At 29.0% G+C, this 23,291-nt stretch carries 20 protein-coding genes, 2 tRNA genes, 1 rRNA gene and 1 other annotated feature; of the genes, 19 read left to right on the forward strand and 4 right to left on the reverse strand.

What is annotated here, in order from left to right; translation table 11 throughout:
• Positions 1-115 precede the first annotated feature (115 nt).
• From rrf to BUA19_RS08500, 3 genes are all read left to right on the forward strand, one after another.
• Positions 116-232: ribosomal RNA gene (gene rrf / locus BUA19_RS08490) — 5S ribosomal RNA — on the forward strand.
• A 10-nt stretch (positions 233-242) separates the two neighbouring features.
• Positions 243-317: transfer RNA gene (locus tag BUA19_RS08495), tRNA-Asn, on the forward strand.
• Between the two features lie 5 nt (positions 318-322).
• Positions 323-397 (forward strand) — tRNA-Glu (locus BUA19_RS08500).
• 54 nt (positions 398-451) lie between these two features.
• Here the strand turns inward: BUA19_RS08500 and BUA19_RS08505 are convergent.
• The 3 genes from BUA19_RS08505 to BUA19_RS08515 form a co-directional block, all read right to left on the reverse strand.
• Complete coding sequence (locus BUA19_RS08505; protein ID WP_072725608.1) at positions 452-1,480, reverse strand: polysaccharide deacetylase family protein; 1,029 nt, start codon at positions 1,478-1,480, stop codon at positions 452-454.
• A 14-nt stretch (positions 1,481-1,494) separates the two neighbouring features.
• Complete coding sequence (locus tag BUA19_RS08510) at positions 1,495-2,925, reverse strand: putative glycoside hydrolase (protein ID WP_072725609.1); 1,431 nt, start codon at positions 2,923-2,925, stop codon at positions 1,495-1,497.
• Positions 2,926-3,106: 181 nt separating this feature from the next.
• Positions 3,107-3,784 carry a TetR/AcrR family transcriptional regulator gene (locus tag BUA19_RS08515; RefSeq protein ID WP_072725611.1) on the reverse strand — a complete coding sequence of 226 codons (678 nt, stop codon included), beginning with the start codon at positions 3,782-3,784 and terminating at the stop codon, positions 3,107-3,109.
• Positions 3,785-4,085: 301 nt separating this feature from the next.
• Here BUA19_RS08515 and BUA19_RS08520 point away from each other — a divergent pair, with 301 nt between their 5' ends.
• From BUA19_RS08520 to trxB, 5 genes are all read left to right on the forward strand, one after another.
• Positions 4,086-5,411 (forward strand): glycine/sarcosine/betaine reductase component B subunit, encoded by a 1,326-nt coding sequence (locus tag BUA19_RS08520; RefSeq protein ID WP_072725613.1) that lies wholly within the window; start codon positions 4,086-4,088, stop codon positions 5,409-5,411.
• Positions 5,412-5,423: 12 nt separating this feature from the next.
• Positions 5,424-6,734: a betaine reductase selenoprotein B gene (grdH, locus tag BUA19_RS08525; protein ID WP_084602011.1), complete on the forward strand. Its 1,311-nt coding sequence runs from the start codon at positions 5,424-5,426 to the stop codon at positions 6,732-6,734.
• Between the two features lie 32 nt (positions 6,735-6,766).
• A complete protein-coding gene (gene grdA, locus BUA19_RS08540; RefSeq protein WP_084602012.1) occupies positions 6,767-7,243 on the forward strand; it encodes a glycine/sarcosine/betaine reductase complex selenoprotein A in 477 nt (158 codons plus the stop codon).
• A gap of 209 nt (positions 7,244-7,452) precedes the next feature.
• On the forward strand, positions 7,453-8,952 hold the full coding sequence (locus tag BUA19_RS08545) for a glycine betaine uptake BCCT transporter (RefSeq protein ID WP_278280462.1): 1,500 nt from the start codon (positions 7,453-7,455) through the stop codon (positions 8,950-8,952).
• A 21-nt stretch (positions 8,953-8,973) separates the two neighbouring features.
• Positions 8,974-9,924: a thioredoxin-disulfide reductase gene (trxB, locus tag BUA19_RS08550; RefSeq protein ID WP_072725624.1), complete on the forward strand. Its 951-nt coding sequence runs from the start codon at positions 8,974-8,976 to the stop codon at positions 9,922-9,924.
• 57 nt (positions 9,925-9,981) lie between these two features.
• On the opposite strand, the gene BUA19_RS08555 is transcribed toward trxB, so the two are convergent.
• On the reverse strand, positions 9,982-11,412 hold the full coding sequence (locus BUA19_RS08555; protein ID WP_072725626.1) for a nicotinate phosphoribosyltransferase: 1,431 nt from the start codon (positions 11,410-11,412) through the stop codon (positions 9,982-9,984).
• Between the two features lie 241 nt (positions 11,413-11,653).
• Here BUA19_RS08555 and BUA19_RS08560 point away from each other — a divergent pair, with 241 nt between their 5' ends.
• The 11 genes from BUA19_RS08560 (at position 11,654) to rnmV (ending at position 23,291) form a co-directional block, all read left to right on the forward strand.
• Entirely contained in the window at positions 11,654-12,292 is a 639-nt protein-coding gene (locus BUA19_RS08560; protein ID WP_072725629.1) for an MtnX-like HAD-IB family phosphatase, read from the forward strand.
• A 44-nt stretch (positions 12,293-12,336) separates the two neighbouring features.
• Complete coding sequence (locus BUA19_RS08565) at positions 12,337-12,909, forward strand: nucleoside recognition domain-containing protein (protein WP_072725631.1); 573 nt, start codon at positions 12,337-12,339, stop codon at positions 12,907-12,909.
• Between the two features lies 1 nt (position 12,910).
• Entirely contained in the window at positions 12,911-13,432 is a 522-nt protein-coding gene (locus BUA19_RS08570; protein ID WP_072725632.1) for a spore maturation protein, read from the forward strand.
• 95 nt (positions 13,433-13,527) lie between these two features.
• Positions 13,528-13,677, forward strand: a complete 150-nt coding sequence (locus tag BUA19_RS11765; protein ID WP_178137477.1) for a hypothetical protein — start codon at positions 13,528-13,530, stop codon at positions 13,675-13,677.
• A 323-nt stretch (positions 13,678-14,000) separates the two neighbouring features.
• Complete coding sequence (locus BUA19_RS08575) at positions 14,001-15,212, forward strand: RNA-guided endonuclease InsQ/TnpB family protein (RefSeq protein WP_072725634.1); 1,212 nt, start codon at positions 14,001-14,003, stop codon at positions 15,210-15,212.
• A gap of 98 nt (positions 15,213-15,310) precedes the next feature.
• Positions 15,311-16,528, forward strand: coding sequence for an HD-GYP domain-containing protein (locus BUA19_RS08580; RefSeq protein ID WP_072725636.1), 1,218 nt, complete (start codon positions 15,311-15,313; stop codon positions 16,526-16,528).
• A 76-nt stretch (positions 16,529-16,604) separates the two neighbouring features.
• Positions 16,605-16,820 (forward strand) — a binding site (T-box leader).
• A 46-nt stretch (positions 16,821-16,866) separates the two neighbouring features.
• On the forward strand, positions 16,867-18,540 hold the full coding sequence (locus BUA19_RS08585; RefSeq protein WP_072725638.1) for an AAA family ATPase: 1,674 nt from the start codon (positions 16,867-16,869) through the stop codon (positions 18,538-18,540).
• Positions 18,541-18,607: 67 nt separating this feature from the next.
• A complete protein-coding gene (gene metG / locus BUA19_RS08590; RefSeq protein ID WP_072725639.1) occupies positions 18,608-20,551 on the forward strand; it encodes a methionine--tRNA ligase in 1,944 nt (647 codons plus the stop codon).
• Positions 20,552-20,562: 11 nt separating this feature from the next.
• On the forward strand, positions 20,563-21,330 hold the full coding sequence (locus BUA19_RS08595) for a TatD family hydrolase (RefSeq protein WP_072725640.1): 768 nt from the start codon (positions 20,563-20,565) through the stop codon (positions 21,328-21,330).
• A 319-nt stretch (positions 21,331-21,649) separates the two neighbouring features.
• Entirely contained in the window at positions 21,650-22,654 is a 1,005-nt protein-coding gene (locus tag BUA19_RS08600) for a 3D domain-containing protein (RefSeq protein WP_072725641.1), read from the forward strand.
• Positions 22,655-22,754: 100 nt separating this feature from the next.
• Complete coding sequence (gene rnmV, locus BUA19_RS08605; RefSeq protein WP_072725663.1) at positions 22,755-23,291, forward strand: ribonuclease M5; 537 nt, start codon at positions 22,755-22,757, stop codon at positions 23,289-23,291.

Genomic DNA, 23,291 nt, shown 5'->3' on the forward strand with positions numbered 1-23,291 from the left:
GGTAGATAGGTCCAAGGTGTAAGCTCAGTAATGAGTTCAGCTGATGGATACTAATAGGTCGAGGACTTGACCAATAAATCTGTGCAGTTTTGAAAGTATGAAAAAATAAAGATTATGTGGTTACAATAGCGAGGAGGATACACCTGTTCCCATTCCGAACACAGAAGTTAAGCTCCTCAGCGCCGATGGTACTTGGAGGGAGACCTCCTGGGAGAGTAGGACGTAGCCACGTTTTTTTATGTTCCAAGGTAGCTCAATGGTGGAGCACTCGGCTGTTAACCGATAGGCTGTGGGTTCGAGTCCCACCCTTGGAGCCAAAAATGGCCCCTTGGTCAAGTGGTTAAGACACCGCCCTTTCACGGCGGTAACAGGGGTTCGAATCCCCTAGGGGTCACCAATAGTTAATTTGCATAAAAAAGTCTTGTAATAAAATTTTATTACAAGACTTTTTTTAATAAGTAATTATTTTTTTATCAGATATATTTTGATTTATTACATCTTTATAATTTTCTGGGATAACTATAGTAGAACTATTTCCATCGCTTATAAATTTAACTTCTTTCCCTTCATCGAATTTTTTTATCCAGTCGTACATTCCAACTCCATCTACATTTATTTCACTTGCTCTTACTCTGTGAATTTTAGAAGGATTGAAATTTTTATGGTAAGGGGATTTATATGGATCCCATCCTACTAATAATACAGCTTTATTTTCATATTGTATAGAATTATAATTTCCTTTAACTGTATAAATGTAATTTTCTCCTTTAGGTTTGCCTCCAAATGGCAAAGCTAAAGTATTTATACAATAATTAGGTATATATTTTTTTATAAGTTCTATTTCTTTTCCTATTGCATTTTGTATTTTAAGTTTATCTACTTTAGAAAGATCTGTATGATTTAATGTATGATTTCCTATGTCGTATCCGTTTTTTATTAAAAATTTAAGTTTATATTCTACGTATTCGGGTTGATTGAATATATTAGAATTTAAGAAAAATGTAGCTGTTGTATTAAAATCTGGATGAGACTTTTTAAATTCTTCTAATATTCCAACGGCACAGTTTGGATCGATTTTTATTATTCCATTTTCTTCAAAAACTCTAAAATTATTTTCATTTCCATCATCAAATGTTATAACAACAGGAGTAAATCCAGCAGGGGTATTTATGTTTCCATTCACATAATCTGTAAGACTTATAGCTCGGTATCCTTTTTCGTATAAAGTATTCAAATCTTTTTTGAAGTTATCAGGAGTTCTTGTCCATGTTGACTCTTTTTCACCAATGTTGTGATACATAAGTATCATTATTTTTCCAAGCTCGTTGGGTTTTATTTTTTTGTAATCTATATTATTTTTTAATTCTTCTTTTTTTTCATTAATTTTAGGTTCTTTTAAGGCTTCATTTGAAGCCTTTTTTGTACAACCTGTCATTATAAATGATATTATTAGTAAAAATATAAAAATTTTATTTTTCATAAATATCCCTCCGATTATTCAAAGCTGTATTTATTTCCTGCATTCCATAATATATATTCATTTATTCCGTTGTCTTTTAGAGCTTTTATTTGAGCTTTAACTTCGTTTTCACCGTATTTTATATGACCTCTAATCCAAGTTGCAGTAAAATCTTGAATCCATGGCCTAATAGTAGCAGGAGTATCTATATTTTTATTTCTTTTAATTGAATCCTTTGCGCTTTGAAAAACTGTTTCATAAGGATGAGCATCGGGAACATCAAGACCGTAAACAGTATACCCATAATGGCTTGGATACATCATAGGACATATATAATCTACAACATTACTTATAGCTTCCCAGTATTGACCAAGACCCATATCATCTGTAACAGAACTTACAAGACCGAATATATCAGCACTGATATAAACATTTTCTTCAGAGAGAATTTTCCTTGCATACTTTAAAAAGCTTTGAATTGTTTGAGCTTTACTTACATCGTTGTTGGAGTTTCTGTAATCTAATATTTTATCTAATTTTCCGCCATTTGATGCAGGGAATCTAACATAGTCAAATTGAATTTCATTAAACCCTATTTGAGCTGCTTCTTTAGCTACCGAAGCATCATATTCCCAAAGATTTCTATCGTGAGGAGATGCCCATTTTAACTTATCTTTACTTACAAAAGTTTTACCTGTTCTCTTATCGATGATTGCTCTTTCAGGATAATACTCTGTATAAGTAGGATCTTTAAATGTTACAATTCTAGCTATTAAATATATGTTGTTTTCTTTTAATTTTTTAATTAAATTCTTCATATCTTCCTTTGAAAGAGCTCCTTCGTTGGCATTTGGAGCATATTTTTGAGCAGCATTTGTTTTAAATAGCATTTTACCATAGTCATCTTTTACATCTATCACAAATGTATTAATTTCACTGTTTTTAGAAAGCTCTATGAGTTTTTCTAATCTTTTACCTATTGCAGAATTAATAGTTACATAAATTCCCCTTACATTTATTCTCTTATTATTGGTGTATTCAGATGTTTTTTTAAGAGGTGACAAATCAATTCCCTTTAAATTTTCATCTAAAATTTCTTCTCTAGTTTTTACGACATAATCAGAAGATATCCATCCTGTTTTTTCTTCATTTTGTTCGTTTGTAAATTTCACCTTATACCAAATTGATATAACTTCTTCATTTTCGTTTTTTTCTTTATATTCTTCTAAAACTACTACTTTATTGAATTTTTTTAGTTTGTCTAAAACACTTGATTTTTTAGAAGGATTTTCTCTTACATTTAATTCCGCTGGTTTGACGTAAAAAATATTTTCATTTTGTATTTTAGGTTTTTCAGTTACTGCTGGTTTTTCAACTGTTTTTTTAATTGATTGATTAGTGCAACCTATTAAAAGTTCAAGAGCTATAACAACTATTGTTACAAAAACTACGCATCTTTTTTTCATATAAAAACTTCCTTTCTCAAGCTATATTAAAATAAAATTATATAGTTTTATTTTAATATAAATATTTGTCAATTAGTAGAGTATATTGTAGATTTTTATAATATATAATTATATATATAGTTTTTTCATTTTTTTTAATAATAACAAGGGAAGTTATGGAATGAAAAAAATGCAAGCTCATTTAAGATAACTTGCATTGGAATTGGTTGTCGAGATAACCATTAAAACAAATTTTAATATACTTTATTGTTTTACTAACTAAATTGTCAATGGAATCATCAATCTCTTTTTCCATAATTTTAGATAACATGCCTTTATAGATGAACATGAACATTTCGTTTATTTCAAAAATATCTTTTTTATTTATAAATCCTTCTTTAACACATTCTTCTAATAATATAAGAGAACGGTCGTAAATATTGTGCTTTAATAGCATTGTTGTAATATTTTGATTTGAGGAAATCAATTCTTGGGGATATATTTCGTAATATTCTTTTATGTAGTTGTTTATAGAATTATTCAATTTAGTAAAGAAAATAAAATAATATATTTCTGGATTTTTAAATGAGTAATGACAAAAGCATTCCCATACTGATAGTGTTTTATCTAATGCATTTTTTGAGTCTTTAATATAATTAGATAAATTTTCTGTATATGGTCTGATAAATTTCATTGAAGCTAAAAATATTAAGTGATTTAGATTTTCAAAATAATTGTATATAGTCGCACTATTATAACCAGATATACTTGCAACTTTTCTAATAGTAACTCCATTAATTCCTTCTTTTTCGATGATTTCAGTTGCTGCATCTATAAAACAAGTCAACATTCTATTTCTTTTTAGTTTTTTACCTTCCATTATCATTTCACCTCATTAAAATAATACTATAATAGATAATAATATGCAAAAATAATAAGTTGCAACAAAAATATACAATATTAATAAAAATTAAACAAAATAAACAGTTGAAATATAATATAATTATAAAAATTCATAAAAGGTATAAATATATTTTATAATGTCGAAAAGTTTTATAAATAAAATTTATAATCATGATTGAAAAGTAATCATGATTATGTTATCATGATTACAAGTTAATCAATTAACATATTATTGAATATTCTGAACGGTATTATTAAAATGAAAGGAGTGTTAAGTGGTGAAATTAGAAATAGGTAATTTTTATGTTAAAGATATTGTATTTGGAGATAAAACTTTTTATGAAAATGGAATTTTGACAATTAATAAAGAAGAGGCATTGGCTTTTGTCAAGGAAGATGAACATATTATTGAAGCAGATATAAAAATTGTTAAACCTGGGGAAAACGTTCGCTTAGTTCCGGTTAAAGAAGCAATTGAACCGAGAGTTAAACTAAATGGAGATCCTTTATTTCCAGGAGTTACAGGTGATGTTGTAAAAGCTGGCAATGGAAGAACGCATGCATTGAAAGGATGTAGTGTATTAGTTGTTGGAAAACATTGGGGTGGTTTTCAAGATGGATTAATAGATATGAGTGGTGAAGGAGCTAAATATACTTATTTTTCACAACTTAAAAATATAGTTTTAGTTGCAGATACTGATGAAGATTTTGAAAAAAGAGAACAACAAAAGAAAAATCGTGCTTTAAGATGGGCGGGTATGAGACTTGCTGAATACATAGGTAATGCAGTGAAAGAATTAGAGCCAGAAGAAATAGAAACGTATGAATTAGAACCAATAACTAAGCGTGCAAAAGAGGTAAACGATTTACCAAGTGTAGTATTTGTTATGCAATGTCAATCTCAAATGGAAGAAATGGGATATAATGATTTGGTTTACGGATGGGATATGAATCATTTTGTACCGACTTTTATGCATCCAAATGAAGTACTAGATGGAGCATTTATTTCTGGAAGTTTTATGCCTTCTTCATCTAAGTGGTCAACATATGATTTTCAAAACTTCCCAGTTATTAAAAGGTTATACAAAGAACATGGAAAAACAATTAATTTTTTAGGAATAATAGCATCGAATTTAAATGTTGCCCTAGATCAAAAAGAGAGATCGGCTTTATTTGTATCTCAAATTGCAAAATCATTAGGTGCAGATGCGGCGATAGTTGCTGAAGAAGGGTACGGAAATCCAGATGCAGATTTTATAGCTTGTATAGTAGCGCTTGAGAATGAAGGAATTAAAACAGTTGGACTTACAAATGAGTGTACAGGTAGAGATGGGCAATCTCAACCTTTAGTTACACTTGATGAGAAAGCCGATGCTATAGTTTCTTGTGGTAATGTGTCAGAATTAATAGAGCTTTCTCCAATGGAAACTGTAATAGGAGAACTTAAGTCTTTAGCAAGAGATGGATTATCTGGTGGATGGGCGCATGATGAAGTATTAGGACCATCTGTGAGGGAAGATGGATCTATAATAATGGAAAACAACTCGATGTTTTGTGGTGATCAAGTTGTTGGGTGGTCTCCAAAGACAATGAAAGAATTTTAGGGGGGTATAAAGATGAAGAAAGCTATAATTTATGTAAATCAGTTTTTTGGGCAAATTGGTGGAGAAGATAAAGCTGATTTTGCCCCTGAAATTAGAGAGGGTTTAGTGGGACCTGCTATGGAATTTAATAAACAATTAGATGCACAGGTTACACATACTATTATATGTGGAGATAATTTTATGGGATCTAATGAAGAAGAAGCGGTAAATACAATATTAGGATTTTTAGAAGATAAAGAATTCGATATATTTATTGCTGGGCCGGCATTTCAAGCGGGTAGATACGGAAATGCTTGTGGGGTTATATGTAAAGCCGTAAAAGAGAAATTTAACGTTCCTGTCATATCTTCTATGCATATAGAAAATCCAGGAGTTGAAATGTTTAAAAAGGATGTAATAATATTCCCAGGCGGAAAAAGTGCTGCTGCGATGAGAAAAGATATAAAGAAAATAGCTACATATGCAAATAAGATATTAAACGGTGAAAAATTAGGGACAGCTGAAGAAGAAGGATATTTTTTAAGGGGAATTAGACATCAATATTGGTTAGAAGATGCTAAGCCTGCTTATGAGCGTGTTGTTGAAATGCTTCTTAAAAAAATAAACGGAGAAAAGTTTAAAACTGAGTTACCTATTCCTAAATTAGATAGAGTAAAAATAGCAGAACCAATAAAAGATTTAAGTAAGGCGACTATAGCTTTTGCAACTACTGGTGGTATAGTACCAGTTGATAATCCAGATAAAATACAATCTGCTTCTGCAACTAGATGGGGAAGATATAGTATAAAAGGGATGGAAAGATTAGAAGCTGGAGTATTTAAAACAATACATGCGGGATTTGATCCAGCTGCTGCTGATGCTGATCCTAATATTATAGTTCCGATAGATGTATTGAGAGCTTATGAGAGAGAAGGAAAAATTGGCAAACTTCATGAGTTTTTCTATACAACTGTTGGTACTGGAACTACTCAAGCAGAGGCTTCGAGAATGGGGAAAGAAATGGTAGAATATTTTAAAAAAGAAGGTGTAGATGCAGTTATATTATCTTCTACATGAGGTACTTGTACACGTTGCGGTGCAACAATAGTAAAGGAAATAGAAAGAGCTGGAATACCAGTTGTTCAAATGGCTAATTTAATACCAGTTGCTAAAACTGTGGGATCAAATAAGATAGTGCCAACAATTTCAATACCTTATCCATTGGGAGATCCATCTACAAGCAAAGAAGAACAATGGAAATTGAGATATCATAGGGTTGGGGTTGCTTTAGATGCATTAACTGATGATGCTAAAGATCAAACTGTTTATAAAGTTAAAATATAAATAAAAAATAAACAAAGAAAGGGTGTATGATTATGGGATTATATGATGGTAAAAAAGTCATCATTATTGGTGACCGAGATGGGATACCAGGTCCAGCAATAGAAGAATGCCTTAAAGGTACTGGAGCTGAAGTAGTTTTTTCATCAACAGAGTGTTTTGTCTGAACTGCTGCAGGAGCTATGGACCTAGAAAATCAACAAAGAGTTAAAGATTTAACTGAAAAATATGGAGCTGAAAATGTAGTTGTTATTCTAGGTGCCGCTGAAGCTGAAGCTGCAGGTCTTGCAGCAGAAACAGTAACTGCAGGAGATCCAACTTTTGCAGGTCCGCTTGCAGGTGTTGAACTTGGACTTAGAGTATATCATGCAGTAGAACCAGAATTTAAGGGGGAAGTAGATGAATCTGTTTATGAAGATCAGATTGGAATGATGGAAATGGTTCTTGATGTAGATGAAATCATAGAAGAAATGAAAAATATAAGGGAAGAATTCTGTAAATTTAACAATTAAAAAGCAAAGGAGTGATAGAAACTATCACTCCTTTTTAAAAAAGCGTTTGTTAAATATATATCACTGCGACGAAATAAAAATTCCAAAGAGTTAATATATAAGATTAAAGAAGGAAATTAACTTACAAATGTAGAAAAATTTATAAATGGAAATGGAGATTTGATAGCGGAGTTGTAATTATATGAGTTAAGTATAGAGGGGGAGTAATTTTGGGTGATGGGAATACTTATATCAAAGAAAAAAAGAACGATAAAGTATTTTATATATCGTTAATTATTGTATTTGCGATAGTTATTTGGGGATTGGTTTCTCTAGATGGATTTAGAAAAGCGTCAAATGGATTGTATGTATTTTTGCGTGATACTTTTGGGTGGATGTACCTTTTATCAATGTTTTTCTTTGTAGTATTTGTAATAGCATTAGCTTGCAGTAAATACGGAAAAATTAGGCTTGGAGCAGATGATTCACAGCCTGAATACAGTTATGTTTCGTGGTTTGCAATGTTATTTAGTGCAGGTATGGGTATAGGACTTGTTTTTTGGGGAGTTGCAGAACCTCTTAATCATTTTATAAATCCGCCTATGGGAATGGCTGAGGGGGGTACTTCTCAGGCAGCTAATCTTGCCATTAAAACTTCTTTTTTTCACTGGGGATTTCATCCTTGGGCAAATTACAGTATTTTGGCATTGGCTCTTGCTTATTTTCAATTTAGGAAGAACACTTCAGGGCTTATTAGCAATATTTTTATTCCTATATTAGGCAAAAAAGGAGTAAATGGACCTATAGGAAAATGTATAGACATATTAGCAATATTTGCAACTGTTGCAGGTGTTGCAACTTCTCTTGGACTTGGGACAATTCAAATAAATAGTGGTCTTAACTATCTTTTTGGCATTTCAATTAATACGGTTTCTAAAATTACTATTATAGTTATAGTTACATTTTTATTTATATTTACAGCAGTTACAGGTCTTGACAAGGGGATTAAGTTCTTATCAAATCTCAATTTAGGTATAGCGTTTATGTTGATGGTTTTAGCGTTTTTTTTGGGACCTACCGTAAAAATAATAAATTTTTTCATCAATGGAGTTGGACTTTATTTAGATAACTTTATAGTGGATAGTTTTAGAATTGAGGCCTTTGGGGATAATTCATGGTTAGGAACTTGGACATTGTTTTATTGGGCATGGTGGATTGCTTGGGCTCCGTTTGTTGGGACATTTATAGCCCGTATTTCAAAAGGTAGGACTATAAGAGAGTTTGTCATAGGAGTTCTTTTGGTTCCAACACTTGGAAGTTTTTTGTGGTTTGCTGTGTTTGGAACTTTAGGTATAAATCTTGGTGAAGAAATAGCTAAAGAAGCAATTAAAGTTACAGAAACTGCATTTTTTGTTGTAATGAATAAATACCCTTTGGGAATGACAATATCATTTATAGCAGTAATATTATTGTGTACATTTTTTGTTACATCTGCAAATTCAGCGACATTTGTTCTTGGAATGATGTCCTCAAATGGAGACTTAAATCCAAGTACAAGAAAAAAAGTAATTTGGGGTATTGTTCAATCTCTTATGGCTATTGTATTGCTTCTTGGAGGGGGACTAAAAACACTGCAAACAGCATCAATAGCTGCAGCTTTTCCATTTGCGATAATAATGATTTTGGGGTGTTTTTCATTACTTAAAGAGCTTAAAAAAGAAAAAATTTAACATAGAAAAGGGGTAGATAATATGGAATATGATTTAATAGTAATAGGAGCAGGTCCAGCAGGACTTTCAGCAGGGCTCTATGGAGCTAGAGCAAAAATGAACACTCTTATAATAGAAAAGGATAAGACAGGGGGACAAATAGTTACTACAGATGAGGTAGCAAATTATCCAGGCTCAATTCAAAATGCTACTGGACCGAGTTTAATTGCTAGAATGGTTGAACAATGTGATGAATTTGGAGCAAAAAGAATAAAGGATAAAATTACAAAAATTGAATTAGATGAAAAAATAAAAATTTTAAAAGGAGAAAAGGGAGAATACAAGGCAAAAGCTGTAATTATAGCAACTGGAGCAAGTCCTAGAAAACTAAATGTTCCTGGAGAAAAAGAACTTACAGGAAAAGGAGTATCTTATTGTGCTACTTGTGATGGATCATTTTTTACAGATTTAGAAGTATTTGTAGTTGGCGGAGGAGATTCTGCATGTGAAGAAGCTATGTTTTTAACGAAATTTGCCAGAAAGGTAACTATACTATCGAGAAGTTCTCAACTTACTGCAGCTAAGTCTATACAAGAAAAAGTATTAAATCATGAAAAAGTTGAAATAATGTGGAATGTAGAAATAAAAGAGTTAAAAGGTGATGGAATATTAGAATCTATGGTTCTTCTAAACAATAAAACTGGTGAAATAACAGAATATTTTGCAGATGAAGATGATGGAACTTTTGGAGTATTTATATTCATAGGATTTGCTCCTCAGACAAAATTATTTGAAGATAAACTAGAAATGAAACATGGATATATTGTTACAGATTCTAATATGAGAACAAATATACCTGGTGTATTTGCAGCAGGAGATTGCAGAGATAAAATTTTAAGACAAGTTGTTACTGCAGCTGGAGATGGGGCTATAGCTTCGGTAATGGCAGAAAAATACATAGAAAATGAATTTAAAACAGCTGATAATGTATAGTTGATATAGAAGGCTTGTAATAGTTAATATTTAACTGTTACAAGCCTTATTGTATAATTATTTTTGTTTTTTTTCATTTAGCATATTAGTTTTTAGTTCCCAAAGTTTTTTTGAGAGGTCGACTTTGTATTCTTCGGGAGAATCTATTCTTCTATATTGAGGCCATAAAGTATTGAGTTCATTTTTAGTGTATTCTCTAATATCCATTACACTTTTTCTTTCGTGTAAGCATTTGCCATTTAAGAATAAAGGTTTTAATAGTTCTTTAACATAGTACTCTTTAAATGTTTTTTTCTTCCATGTATATATTGGATGGAATACAGTGAGATTTTTATTTGTATCTATAACTTCATCGTGTAGTAGTATTAAATCAGCTTCGGCTTTATTGTGTTTATTGTATATTCTTATTACTTTTTTATATCCTGGATTTGTTATTTTTTCAGGATCTTCTGATATTTTTATTTTAGGAACTAATTTTCCGTTTTCTTCAGATGCGCATAGTTTGTAAACACCGCCTAAAGCTGGACAATCGCTTGAAGTAATAAGTTTTGTTCCAACTCCCCAGCTATTTATTTTTGCACCTAAGCTTTTGAGATTTAATATTTTGTATTCATCTAAATCATTAGATGCAACAATGGATACATCTTCAAAACCAGCATTATCTAGCATTTTTCTAGCTTCTTTTGAAACGTATTCAAGATCACCTGAATCTATTCTAATTCCCAATGGTTTGTATCCTTTTTCTTTGAGTTCATTGAAAACTTTAATAGCATTTGGAACACCACTGTTTAAAACATCATATGTGTCGACTAATAAAAGAGCTTTATTTGGATATACATTAGCGTATGCTCTAAAACTTTCTATTTCAGAATCAAATTTTTGAACCCAACTGTGAGCGTGAGTTCCAACTATAGGTATATTAAACATTTTACCTGCAAGCACATTTGCAGTTCCGCTGCATCCTCCTATAATAGCAGCTCTAGCTCCGTAAATTCCAGCATCAGGTCCTTGAGCTCGTCTTAATCCAAATTCAAGAACAGGATTTCCTTGTGCTGCAAAACACACACGAGAAGCTTTAGTTGCAATTAAAGATTGAAAATTTATTATATTTAAAAGTGTAGTTTCTATAAGTTGTGCTTGATAAAGAGGAGCTTTAACTCTTATTATAGGTTCATTTGGAAACATTACAGATCCTTCTTCTACAGAATATATATCTCCTGTAAATTTAAAATCTCTTAAGAAATCTAAAAAATTTTTTGAAAACAAGTTAAGGCTTTCGAGGTATTTTATATCTTCATCTTTAAATTTTAAGTTATTTATATAATCTACCAGTTGTTCTATTCCACATACAATAGTATATCCGCCATTACAAGGATTTTTTCTAAAAAACATATCAAATACAACAATATCTTCGTGGATATTTTCTTGAAAATAACCGTTCATCATGGTCAATTGATATAAATCAGTAAGTAAAGTTAAATTTCTCATAGTTTACCATCCTTTTCTCTGTATTTCCTTTTTAAATTGTATCAGTATTTTGAACACTTAACAATAATATTATAAATATTAAAAATTTAACAATGTTTTTAAAATTATTTTAATTAAATCTATTTTTTGATATAATTAATGCAAAAATGTAAAGCAACTAAAAAAACTAGGGGGTGAAATTTGTTGACTTATAAAGAAGCTTTGCAATAGGTTTTATTAGATTTAAGTCAACGGAGAAATCGTGGAATACATTATAATATGTGATTTTGATGGAACTATAACATTAAATGATACTGTCAACGCCATGGCAGATGAGTTTTCAGTAGGGGATTGGAGAAAACTTGACGAAATGTGGATTTGTGGAAAATGCAGTGGATCAGAAGTAAGTCAAAAAATACTTGAAATGATAGATACAGATGAACATAAATTAAGAGAATTTATAAAAAATATAAAAATAGACCCTTATTTTAAAGAATTTATGGAGTATATAAAAGAGAAAGTGATAGAATTCTATATAGTAAGTGATGGATTTGATTTTAATATAGAAACCATACTGGAAGAAAATGAAATAATAGGGGTTATTTGCTTTTCGAATATGCTTCAATTTGAAGGAAAAAAATTGATGGGATTTTATCCAAATGTAAATGAAGATTGTAAAAAATGTGGTAACTGTAAACGCAATATAATAACTAATGTAAATATAGAAAATAAAAAGATTATATATATAGGAGATGGATATTCAGATAGATGTGCAGCAAAACTTGGGGATTATATATTTGCAAAAGGAGAACTAGCAAATCACTTAAAAGAAGAAAATATAGATTTTATAGAGTTTAATAACTTTAAAGATATACTTTTAAAAATAAAAGAAATTATATAATATTAGATAAACCCTTCTCATAAAATTAATGAGGAGGGTTTTTTATGAATAAAATATGGTTTTATATGCTATCTATTGGAATAATAAATAGTATATTTATGGGAAGACTTGATGAATTAAATAAAGTGATAATGACTGAAACATCAAAAGGAGTAGAATTTGTAATAAGTCTTATAGGAATAATGACACTTTGGATGGGAATTATGAACATAGCAAAAGAATCAGGACTTGTCGATAGAATAGGGAAATATTTATATGGAGTTATGAAAATAATATTTCCTTCTATTCCTAAAAATAGCAAAGCACTTTCTTATATTTTAATGAATATGTCTCTTAATATATTAGGAGCTTCTAATGGAGCTACGGCATTTGGACTTAAAGCCATGGAAGAACTTCAAAAAATCAATAAACAAAAAAATACTGCAACAAATGATATGATTATGTTTTTAGTTATAAATATGTCCTCAGTTCAATTAGTGCCATTTACAGTACTTAAGATAAGAATGGATGAAGGAGCTACAAATCCAAATGAAATAATAATTACAACTCTATTTGCAACAGCTATATCTACTATAATAGGTGTAATTTCTTGTAAGTTATTAGAAAGGAGATTTTGATTTGGATATATTTTCTAATATACTGATACCAATTATTATATTGACAATAATTACATATGGAAAATTAAAAGGAATAGATATATACGAAAGCTTTATAAGAGGAGCATTTGATGGAATAAAAACTACTTATAAAATAGCACCGTACATATTTGGAATATTTTTAGCAATTGGAATATTTAAAGTTGGTTATGGCATAGAGATATTAGAAGGACTTTTTTACCCTGTACTTAAAATATTTAGTATACCCAAAGAATTATTATCCCTAATAATAATTAAACCACTATCTGGAAGTGGAACGCTTGCTATATATAAAGATATAATATCGAGAGTAGGAATAGACAGTATAAAAGAGAAGATGGGAGCAACAATAGTAGGTTCTTCGGAGACCATATTTTATACAATGGCAATTTATTATGGAAATTTAAAAATAAAAAATATAAGATATACACTAGTATGTGCATTAATTAGTCATATGGCAGGAGTGATTGCATCTGTATTTATATGCAATATTATATTTAATTAAATATATTCCACTCATTTCCTAGAATTAAAATTAAACTTTTTCACAAAATAAAAATGAAAACTGAATAATGAAAAATAAAAAAAGGGGTAATTAAAATGGGTAAAAAGAAAAATGCAAAAAATAAAGCTAAAAAAATAGCACAAAAAATGGGATTTGAATTTGGTAGTGAATTTGAAGGAAAAAATAATTTAGAAGAAAGACAAAGTAACAGACAAAAACGCAATAGAAGTAAAAATGAAAGATAACAAAACAAGATAGGACTAAAGTCCTATCTTGTTTTGTTTGATTATAATAATATGAGAAGTGATATTGCTAAAATACATAATAAATATTAAAAAATTTAATAAAAAACATTTTCCAAGACCGATCTTAACAAAATATGTTAAATAAGGTATTATAAAAACTACAACTTTATCTAATGGTAGATATGATTATGATAAGGATAGTGTTTATAGGTTATTCAATAAGAATGTATAATAAAAGAAAAGGTAAAAGAATAAAGGCAATATTAGAAGAGAGAGAAAGTTAACGGCTTTATAAAAGAAAGAAAAAAAAGCAAGGTGAGAAAATGATAGTGCGAAGGGTAGAAAAGCATATTATTAGACAAAACAATAAGTATTATGATATGTTAGATAATTTTTGCTTTATGTCTAAGAATTTATATAATTTTGCAAATTATCAAATTAGACAACAATTTTGTAAAAATGGAGAATTTATAAATTATACTAAATTAGATAAACTATTAAAACAAGATGGAATGGATTATGATTATAGAAATATGCCAGTTGCACAGTCAGCTCAACAATGTTTAAGACTACTAGAAAAGAATTGGAAATCATTTTTTGAATCTATTAAAAAATGGAATAAAAATAAAGATAAGTATACTGGTAGACCTAAACTTCCAAAATATTTAAAGAAAAATGGAAGAAACATTCTTATATTAACTAACAACAATTGTAAAATAAAAGATGGTGTGATTAAATTTCCTAAGAGTTTCAACGGTTTTACCTTAAAAACTAAACTTAACAAATTGCAACAAGTAAGAATTTTACCTAGAAATAAACATTTTATAATAGAAGTGGTATATAGAATTGACATAAAAGAACCAAAAGTTGATAATAGAAGATATATAGGTATTGATATTGGAATAGATAATCTAGCAACCATTTGTAACAATGTAGGTGCTAAACCTATTATTGTCGATGGTAAGAGTCTAAAATCAATAAATCAATACTATAATAAAAAACTATCTCATTTTAAGAAAGTTGCAAAAAGAATGAATGGGATAGATTTAACTAATAGAATGAATAAACTAACTATTAAAAGAAATAACAAGGTCATAGACTATCTCCATAAAGCTAGTAAAATGGTGATTGATTATACTTTAAGTTTAAATTGTAACACTATTGTAATTGGTACTAATAAAGATTGGAAAAGAGAAAGTAAATTAAGTAAAAAAGTTAATCAGTCATTTGTAGGTATACCACATCAAAGATTTATAGAAATGATACAATATAAAGCTGAAAATGTTGGAATAAATGTTATTCTAACAGAAGAAAGTTATACAAGTGGTACTAGCTTTTTAGACAATGAATTACCTATAAAAGAAAATTACAATAAAAAAAGAAGGATTAAGAGAGGTTTGTTTAAATCAAATAAAGGGATATTAATTAATGCAGACTTAAATGGAGCTTATCAAATAGTAAAAAAAGTATTCCCCAAAGCATTTGCAGAGGGGATAGAGGGTGTAGGGTTACACCCGGTCAGAGTAGATGTTTAACATTGACTGATAAATAGTTTTATTAAAATTTTTAATGTAATTTATAAATTTTAATAAAACTAATAACCTAGTGAGATTTATAAAATGGGGGGGAGCGTATGATTTTTAATTTCAATGATTTTTTAATATCTATATCGACAGCTTTGGATTTTGTCGAAATGGATATGTTATCAGTGACGACTAATCATTCAAAGAGAGTTGGGTATATAGCTTTTAAATTAGCAAAAGAATTCAATTTAAATAATAAAGAACAAATAGATATTTTATCGCTATCCATACTTCACGATAATGGATTAACACAAACGCTGTTAGATAATAATGTCGAGTTTGGCAATTTTAAAAATTTTCACATAGAAGAATCATTTAAGGATCACTGTATTATTGGGGAAAATAATATAAAGAGCTTTCCATTTCTCACTAATCCTAAAAATATAATAAAATATCATCATGAAACATATGATGGAAAAGGGTTTTTTGGATTAAAAGGAGAAGAAATTCCTATTATGGCTCAATTAATAGGATTTGCAGATTACGTTGATTTTACTTTTAATTACGAAAATGTTGATATAAATAAGAAAAATAAAATAATAGAATATGTAAAAAGTGAAAAAGATAAAAGATTTTCTAAAGCTGTCGTAGATGCATTTTTGAAAATTGCCAATTCGGATTCTTTTTGGATATCATTAAAAAATGAAAACATAAAAAATCAACTTAAAAGAGAAATTCCTAATTATGAACAGGATTTGAGTTTCGATGAAATTCTCAGAATGATGAACATTTTTTCTAAAATTATAGATAGTAAATCTAAATTTACACAAAAACACAGCTGTGAACTTTCTCAAAAAGTGTCTATTATGGCTGATAACTATGAATTTTCACATGATGAAAAAATAAAGCTCATAATATCTGCTAAACTTCATGATATAGGAAAACTTGCAATATCCAATTCTATATTAGATAAACCTGGAAAGTTGAGCGATGAAGAATTTTCATTAATAAAAAAACACTCTTATTATACAAAAGTATGTTTAAAAGATATTAAAGGATTTGAGGAAATAACTAAATGGGCATCAAATCATCATGAAAAATTAAATGGAAAGGGATATCCTAATGGGCTTAACTATAAAGATTTAGATTTTAATTCGAGATTGATGACATGTCTTGATATATATCAAGCTCTAACAGAAGATAGACCGTATAGAAAACCTTTAAGTCATGAAAAAGCTATAAGTATTTTGAAAGAAATGGGAATTAATAAAGAGGTAGATTTAAGTATTGTAAATGACATAGATAAGGTATTTTCTCCTAAATATTAAATTTATATTTCCCCCCTGTTTTGCCTTGACATTGAAAGAATAATTATATAAAATTTTGGTTAAAATAGAATTAATATTTAAAGCTGTGAAGGGAAGAGTAGATAAAGTAATCTTCTACAGAGAGCTAGATTAGGTGAAAGCTAGCGTTGAGAGCTTTATTGAATATGGTCCTGGAGCTTTTCATTTGAGAGAGCATTCTTTAGAGTGAAACGTTTAGGCGCGTTATAGTCTACTAAGATACCTAATTTTTAGGTAAATTAGGGTGGTACCGCGAGATAATCTCGCCCCTATACTGGGGCGAGATTTTTATGTATTTACTTAAATAAGGAGAGAATTATATGAGAAAAATACCTATAGGCATAAGTGATTTTAAAGAATTAATAAGTGAAAATTATTATTATGTAGATAAGAGCCTATTTATAAAAGAGATACTAGATGACGGATCTAAGGTAATACTTATTCCAAGACCTAGACGCTTTGGTAAAACGCTTAATATGAGTATGCTCAAGTATTTTTTTGAGAAAAGTGATGAAGACAATAGGTATTTATTTGAAAAATTAAAAATAAATAATTATAAGGAAATAATGGATATGCAAGGAAAATATCCGGTAATATATATTACTTTTAAAGATATAAAATATTCTAATTGGGAAGATTGTCTTAGTGGATTAAAAAAAATAATAAGAAATGAATTTGTTAAACATAAATATCTTTTAGAAGAAGATATTTTAGATAAATATGAAAAAATAGAGTTTAAAAGTATCTTAGAAAGTGAAGCGGAATATGTAGATTTTTTAGAGAGTTTAAAAGTTTTAAGTAAGTATTTAGCTAAATATTACAAGCAAAAAACAGTTGTTTTGATAGATGAATACGATGTTCCAATTCAAAGTGGATATTTAAATAATTATTATGGAAAAGTAATAGAATTTATGAGAATTTTCTTAAGTGCAGTGCTTAAAGATAATGAATATTTGCAAAAGGGAGTTCTTACAGGAATTTTGAGAGTAGCAAAAGAAAGTATATTCTCAGGACTTAATAATTTAAAGGTATGTACAATATTAAAAAATCACTACAGCGATAAATTTGGATTTTTAGAAAATGAAGTAAAAGAAATATTAAAATACTATAATATAGAATCTGAAATGGATGAAGTTAGAAAATGGTACAATGGATATATATTTGGAAAAAATGTAATATACAATCCATGGTCGATATTAAATTATGTAGATAATTATGAGAAAGGATATAGACCTTACTGGGTAAATACAAGTAGTAATGATTTAGTTAAAATAATACTTACAAAATCGGGAGAATTTATAAAAAAAGATCTTGAGGATTTAATAAAAGGAAAAGACATAGTAAAAACTATAAATGAAGATATAGTTATGAAGGATATAGATAAGAGTTCAGAAAATGTGTGGAGTTTTTTGCTTTTTAGTGGATATTTAAAGGTAGTGAATGAAGAGTTTAAAAGAGGAAAAACTTATTGCAATTTAAAAATTCCAAATTTAGAAGTAGCATATTTGTATGAAGAAATAATTATGTCATGGTTTGATGAAAGTATAAATAACGATAAATTTAATATTATGCTTAAAAGCTTAGTAAATGGAGATATAAAAACATTTTCAAAGATACTAAAAGAATTTGTATTAAGCAGTATTAGTTATTTTGATACAGGTGGAAATGAAAGTGAAAAAGTGTATCATGCTTTTGTACTAGGAATGCTTGTAGCTCTTTGTGATGATTATGAGGTTAAGTCTAATAGAGAAAGTGGATATGGAAGATATGATGTAGCTTTAATTCCAAAGGATAAAAGTAAAATTGGTATAATTATGGAATTTAAAAAAGTAGATAAAGATGATAAAGAAAATTTAGAAATAGCAGCTCAAAATGCTATAAATCAGATAAAGAATAAAAATTATAAACTAGATTTATTGGATAGAGGAATAAAAAATATAATAGAGTTAGGAATAGCTTTTGAAGGAAAAGATGTTTTAGTTATGCAAAGTTAGAAAAAGATTAATAGATAATTGAAAAAATCATCAATTTATAAAACAAAAATAAAAGGAGGATTAAATTATGAGTAAAGGGACTTTTTATGTTACAACTCCAATTTATTATCCAAGTGGAAGACTTCATATAGGACATACTTATACAACTGTTGCAGCAGATGCTATTGCTAGATTTAAGCGTTTTTGTGGATATGATGTGAAATTTTTAACTGGAACTGATGAACATGGAGAAAAAATACAAAAAACAGCTAAAAAACAAGGATTAACTGAAAAAGAGTATTTAGACAATATAGTAGGTGAAATAAAAGAACTTTGGAAAACTATGAATATATCTTATGATGATTTTATAAGAACAACAGAAGATAGACATAAAGAAATAGTTAAAAAAATATTTAAAAAGCTTTACGATAAAGGAGATATATATAAAGGTTCTTACGAAGGATGGTATTGTACACCTTGTGAGAGCTTTTGGACTGAAACTCAATTATTAGAAGGAAATAAATGCCCAGATTGTAAGAGAGAAGTATATTTAGCCAAAGAAGAAGCTTATTTCTTTAAATTGTCTAAATATCAAGATAGACTTATAGAGTATTTTGAAGAAAATCCTGATTTTTGTTTTCCTGAATCCAGAAAAAATGAAATGCTTAATAACTTTTTAAAAGCAGGGCTTGAAGATTTATGTGTTTCACGTACAACTTTTGATTGGGGAATTAAGGTTCCATTTGACGATAAACATGTAGTATATGTTTGGCTTGATGCTCTTTGTAATTATATTACAGCTTTAGGATATTTAAGCGAAGATGATAGTCAGTACAAAAAATATTGGCCAGCTGATGTTCATATTGTTGGAAAAGAAATAGTAAGATTTCACACTATTATATGGCCTGCTATACTTATGGCACTTGATTTACCTTTACCTAAAAAAGTTTACGGCCATGGCTGGATATTATTTGCAGATGATAAAATGTCAAAATCAAAAGGAAATATAGTGTATCCAGAGCCTTTGATTGAAAGATATGGAATAGATGCACTTAAATATTTCTTACTTAGAGAATTTACATTTGGGCAAGATGGAAGCTATACTAATAAAAACTTTTTAACTAGAATAAATTCAGATCTTGCAAATGACTTAGGAAATTTAGTAAGTAGAACTGTGGCAATGATTGAAAAGTACAGAGATGGATTTATACCTTCTTCTAAATTTGCGGGTGGAGTTCACACTGAATTAATAGATGTAGCAAAAGAAGTACATAAAAAAGTAGAAGATGCAATGGATAGACTTCAATTTAGTGAAGCATTAGAGGAAATATTTAAAGTAGTTAGAAGAACTAATAAATATATAGATGAAACTATGCCATGGGCTTTAGCTAAAGATGAAACTAAAAAAGACGAATTAGATACAGTACTTTACAATTTATCTGAATCAATAAGAATAGTATCAGTTTTATTAAGTCCGTTTATGAATGAAACATCAAACAAAATATACAAGCAATTGGGAATAGATACAAATAGTGAAATTCTCACTTGGGAAAGCACTCATGAATTTGGAAAAATAAAAGAAAATACTAAAGTTTCAAAAGGAGAAGTTTTATTCCCTAGAATAGATATAGAAAAAGAAGTAAAGGAGCTTGAGGATATGTTTTCAAATAAAGAAACAGCAGAAGAAATAAAAATAAATCACAAAGAAGAAATAACAATAGATGAATTTGATAAAATAGAACTTAGAGTAGGTAAAATATTAACTGCTCAAAAACATCCTAAAGCAGACAAGCTTTTAGTGTTTAAAGTTCAAATAGGAAGTGAAGAAAGACAGATAGTTTCAGGAATAGCAAAACACTTCAAACCAGATGAATTAGTTGGAAAACAAGTAATAGTTGTTTGCAACTTAAAACCAGTTAAATTAAGAGGAGTAGAATCTCAGGGAATGATTTTATCAGCAGCAACAGACGATGATTCTTTATTAGTACTTCCAACTGTTGAAGGAATACCTAGTGGATCTGAAGTGAGATAGAGGTGAAAAATATGTTATTTGATACACATGCACATTTATGCGATGGCAGATTTAAAGAAGATAGAGAATACGTAATAAAAAAAATAAAGGAAGAAGGAATAAAATACGTACTAAATCCAGGAGCAGATATACCATCTTCTTTAAAAGCAGTAGAACTTTCTAAAAAATACGATTTTATATATTCAGCAGTTGGAGTTCATCCACATGATGTTAAGGATATGGATGAAGATACAATAAATGTTTTAAGAGAACTTGCACAAAATGAAAAAGTGGTGGCAATAGGAGAAATAGGACTTGATTATTATTACGATAATTCTCCAAGGGATTTGCAAAAAAAATGGTTTAAAAGACAAATTGAACTTGCAAATGAATTAAAACTTCCGATAATAGTTCACGATAGAGATGCACATCAAGATACATTTGATATAATAAAGAATACTAAAAACAAAGATATAGGATGTGTACTTCACTGTTATTCTGGAAATGTAGAACTCGCAAGAGAATATATAAAATTAGGATGTTTAATATCAATAGCAGGACCAGTTACATTTAAAAACAACAAAAAAACACAAGAAGTAGTAAGAGAAATTCCGCTAGAATATTTACTTATAGAAACGGATTCTCCGTATCTTACTCCTCATCCTCATAGAGGAAAGAGAAATGATCCATCTTTAGTGAGATATGTAGCAGAAAAAATAGCAATAGAGAAGGGAATTTCTTACGAAAAAGTTTGTGAAGTTACAATGGAAAATGGTAAAAGACTTTTTAATATAAAATAAAGGCAAGAAAATGAACTTGTCCTTAAAAAGTAGGTAACAATAAAAAGGCTATTTAGGCATGATTTCTAAATTCTATAGAAGTCATGCCTTTATTTTTGTTTGAGAAATTACTGCATATATACTAAAATATTGGGAAATAATAAAAAAAGTATTCCTATTAAGGAATTATTTACACTATTTTGTAATATATTTTTTTTGTGTGCTTTAAAAAAGGAGGATACCAAAAATGTAAAAAATTTTATTTGACAATAAAAAAAAAATAAAATATAATGTATCAAGTCTTTGCGGGGGGTCTTTTCTGAAATGAGGAGGGATCTTTATGGAACTATTAAAAATGAGAAAATTACACATCACAATAATATCTGTAGTAATATTTCTAGGGTGTGTTGGAATATACGATGCTTTAAATAGCAAGGTAATACTCACGGTCGATAATAAAAAAGAAAACATAAGTACTTTTTCAAAAACAGTTAAAGAGTTGTTAGAAGAAAAAAATATAAAATTAGGAAAAAATGATAAAGTTCTCCCCGGGCTAAATTCAAAATTAAAAGACAATATTAATGTAACAGTAAAAAGAGCTTTTGAAGTTAATTTAGTTCTAAATGGACAGACTAAAAAAGTAATAACAGCACAAGATACAGTAAGAGATTTATTGAAACAGGAAAATATAGCTATTTCAAAACTTGATAAATTGAATTTTCCTTTAGATCACAAACTAAAAAGAAATGATGAAATAAAAATAACCAAGGTAGAGGAAAAAATAGTAAAAAAAGTTGAAGAAATACCTTTTGAAGTTGAAGTTGTGTATGATGATAATTTGGAAATAGGCAAAATGGTTAAAATTCAAGAAGGACGTAATGGAAAAAGAGAAGCGGATTATAAGGTAGTATTTAATGATGGAAAAGAAGTCAGTAAAACTTTAGTTAAAGAAAATATAATAACTAGCCCTAAAAATGAAATAATAAAAAAAGGAACTAAAAACTTTATAGTTACTTCAAGGGGTGAAGTGAAGAGATTTAAAAAGGTTTTAATTGTTACAGCAACTGCTTATACAGCTGGATTTGAGAGTACAGGTAAAAGACCTAATGATCCTGGATACGCTAAAACGTATATGGGTACGACTGTGAGAAAAGGGGTAATTGCAGTAGACCCTAAAGTTATACCATTGGGAAGTAAAGTATACATACCGTATATGAAAATGGTTTGTACAGCAGAAGATATAGGAGGAGCTATAAAAGGGAACAAGATAGATATATATATGAATAGTTTGTCGAGGGCAAAAAAATTTGGAATGAAAAAACTTAAAGTGTATGTTTTAGAGTAAATTTTAGAAGGCATATATTGTTAAAAACAATAATATGCCTTTGTTTTTAGTAAATTTTGTAGTATATTAAGAATGTAATTTTATATTAGGGGTGATTAATCTGATAAAGGAAATAATAGTAGTTGAAGGAAGAGATGATATAACAGCAGTAAAAAAAGCAGTAGACGCTGAAATTATAGCTACAGGTGGCTTTGGGTTTCCTAAGGGAGTAATGAATAGAATAAAAGAAGCTCAAAGAAGAAGAGGAGTTATAATATTTACTGATCCTGATTTTGCTGGAGAAAAAATAAGAAAGAAAATAGCAAATGAAGTTAAAGGGTGTAAACATGCATTTTTGCCTAGAGAAGAAGCTATAAAAGGAGACGATATAGGTATAGAAAATGCGTCTGTGGAAAGCATTAGAGCAGCTTTGCTTAAAGTTAGAACTGAAAGTGTAAATAAGAGAAGTGAATTTTCTCAAAGGGATTTAATAAGAAATGGATTAATAGGAGGAGAAGATTCTTCTAAAAGAAGAGATAAAATAGGTAAAATTTTAGGAATAGGCTATGGAAACGCCAAGCAGTTTTTAAATAGACTTAACAATTATGGTGTAACTAGAGAAGAATTTGAAAACGCAGTTAAAAATATAAACAAATAG

This window comes from Tepidibacter thalassicus DSM 15285, from assembly GCF_900129915.1.
Lineage (GTDB): Bacteria > Bacillota > Clostridia > Peptostreptococcales > Peptostreptococcaceae > Tepidibacter > Tepidibacter thalassicus.

Bases quoted from the DNA above. Each gene is read 5' to 3' on its own strand.
- BUA19_RS08510 (WP_072725609.1), bottom strand. From the start codon at position 2,925: ATGAAAAAAAGATGCGTAGTTTTTGTAACAATAGTTGTTATAGCTCTT.
- BUA19_RS08515 (WP_072725611.1), bottom strand. From the start codon at position 3,784: ATGGAAGGTAAAAAACTAAAAAGAAATAGAATGTTGACTTGTTTTATA.
- BUA19_RS08595 (WP_072725640.1), top strand. From the start codon at position 20,563: ATGTTATTTGATACACATGCACATTTATGCGATGGCAGATTTAAAGAA.
- BUA19_RS08505 (WP_072725608.1), bottom strand. From the start codon at position 1,480: ATGAAAAATAAAATTTTTATATTTTTACTAATAATATCATTTATAATG.
- BUA19_RS08585 (WP_072725638.1), top strand. From the start codon at position 16,867: ATGAGAAAAATACCTATAGGCATAAGTGATTTTAAAGAATTAATAAGT.
- metG (WP_072725639.1), top strand. From the start codon at position 18,608: ATGAGTAAAGGGACTTTTTATGTTACAACTCCAATTTATTATCCAAGT.
- trxB (WP_072725624.1), top strand. From the start codon at position 8,974: ATGGAATATGATTTAATAGTAATAGGAGCAGGTCCAGCAGGACTTTCA.
- BUA19_RS08600 (WP_072725641.1), top strand. From the start codon at position 21,650: ATGGAACTATTAAAAATGAGAAAATTACACATCACAATAATATCTGTA.
- BUA19_RS08580 (WP_072725636.1), top strand. From the start codon at position 15,311: ATGATTTTTAATTTCAATGATTTTTTAATATCTATATCGACAGCTTTG.
- BUA19_RS08565 (WP_072725631.1), top strand. From the start codon at position 12,337: ATGAATAAAATATGGTTTTATATGCTATCTATTGGAATAATAAATAGT.
- BUA19_RS08555 (WP_072725626.1), bottom strand. From the start codon at position 11,412: ATGAGAAATTTAACTTTACTTACTGATTTATATCAATTGACCATGATG.
- BUA19_RS11765 (WP_178137477.1), top strand. From the start codon at position 13,528: ATGGGTAAAAAGAAAAATGCAAAAAATAAAGCTAAAAAAATAGCACAA.
- BUA19_RS08575 (WP_072725634.1), top strand. From the start codon at position 14,001: ATGATAGTGCGAAGGGTAGAAAAGCATATTATTAGACAAAACAATAAG.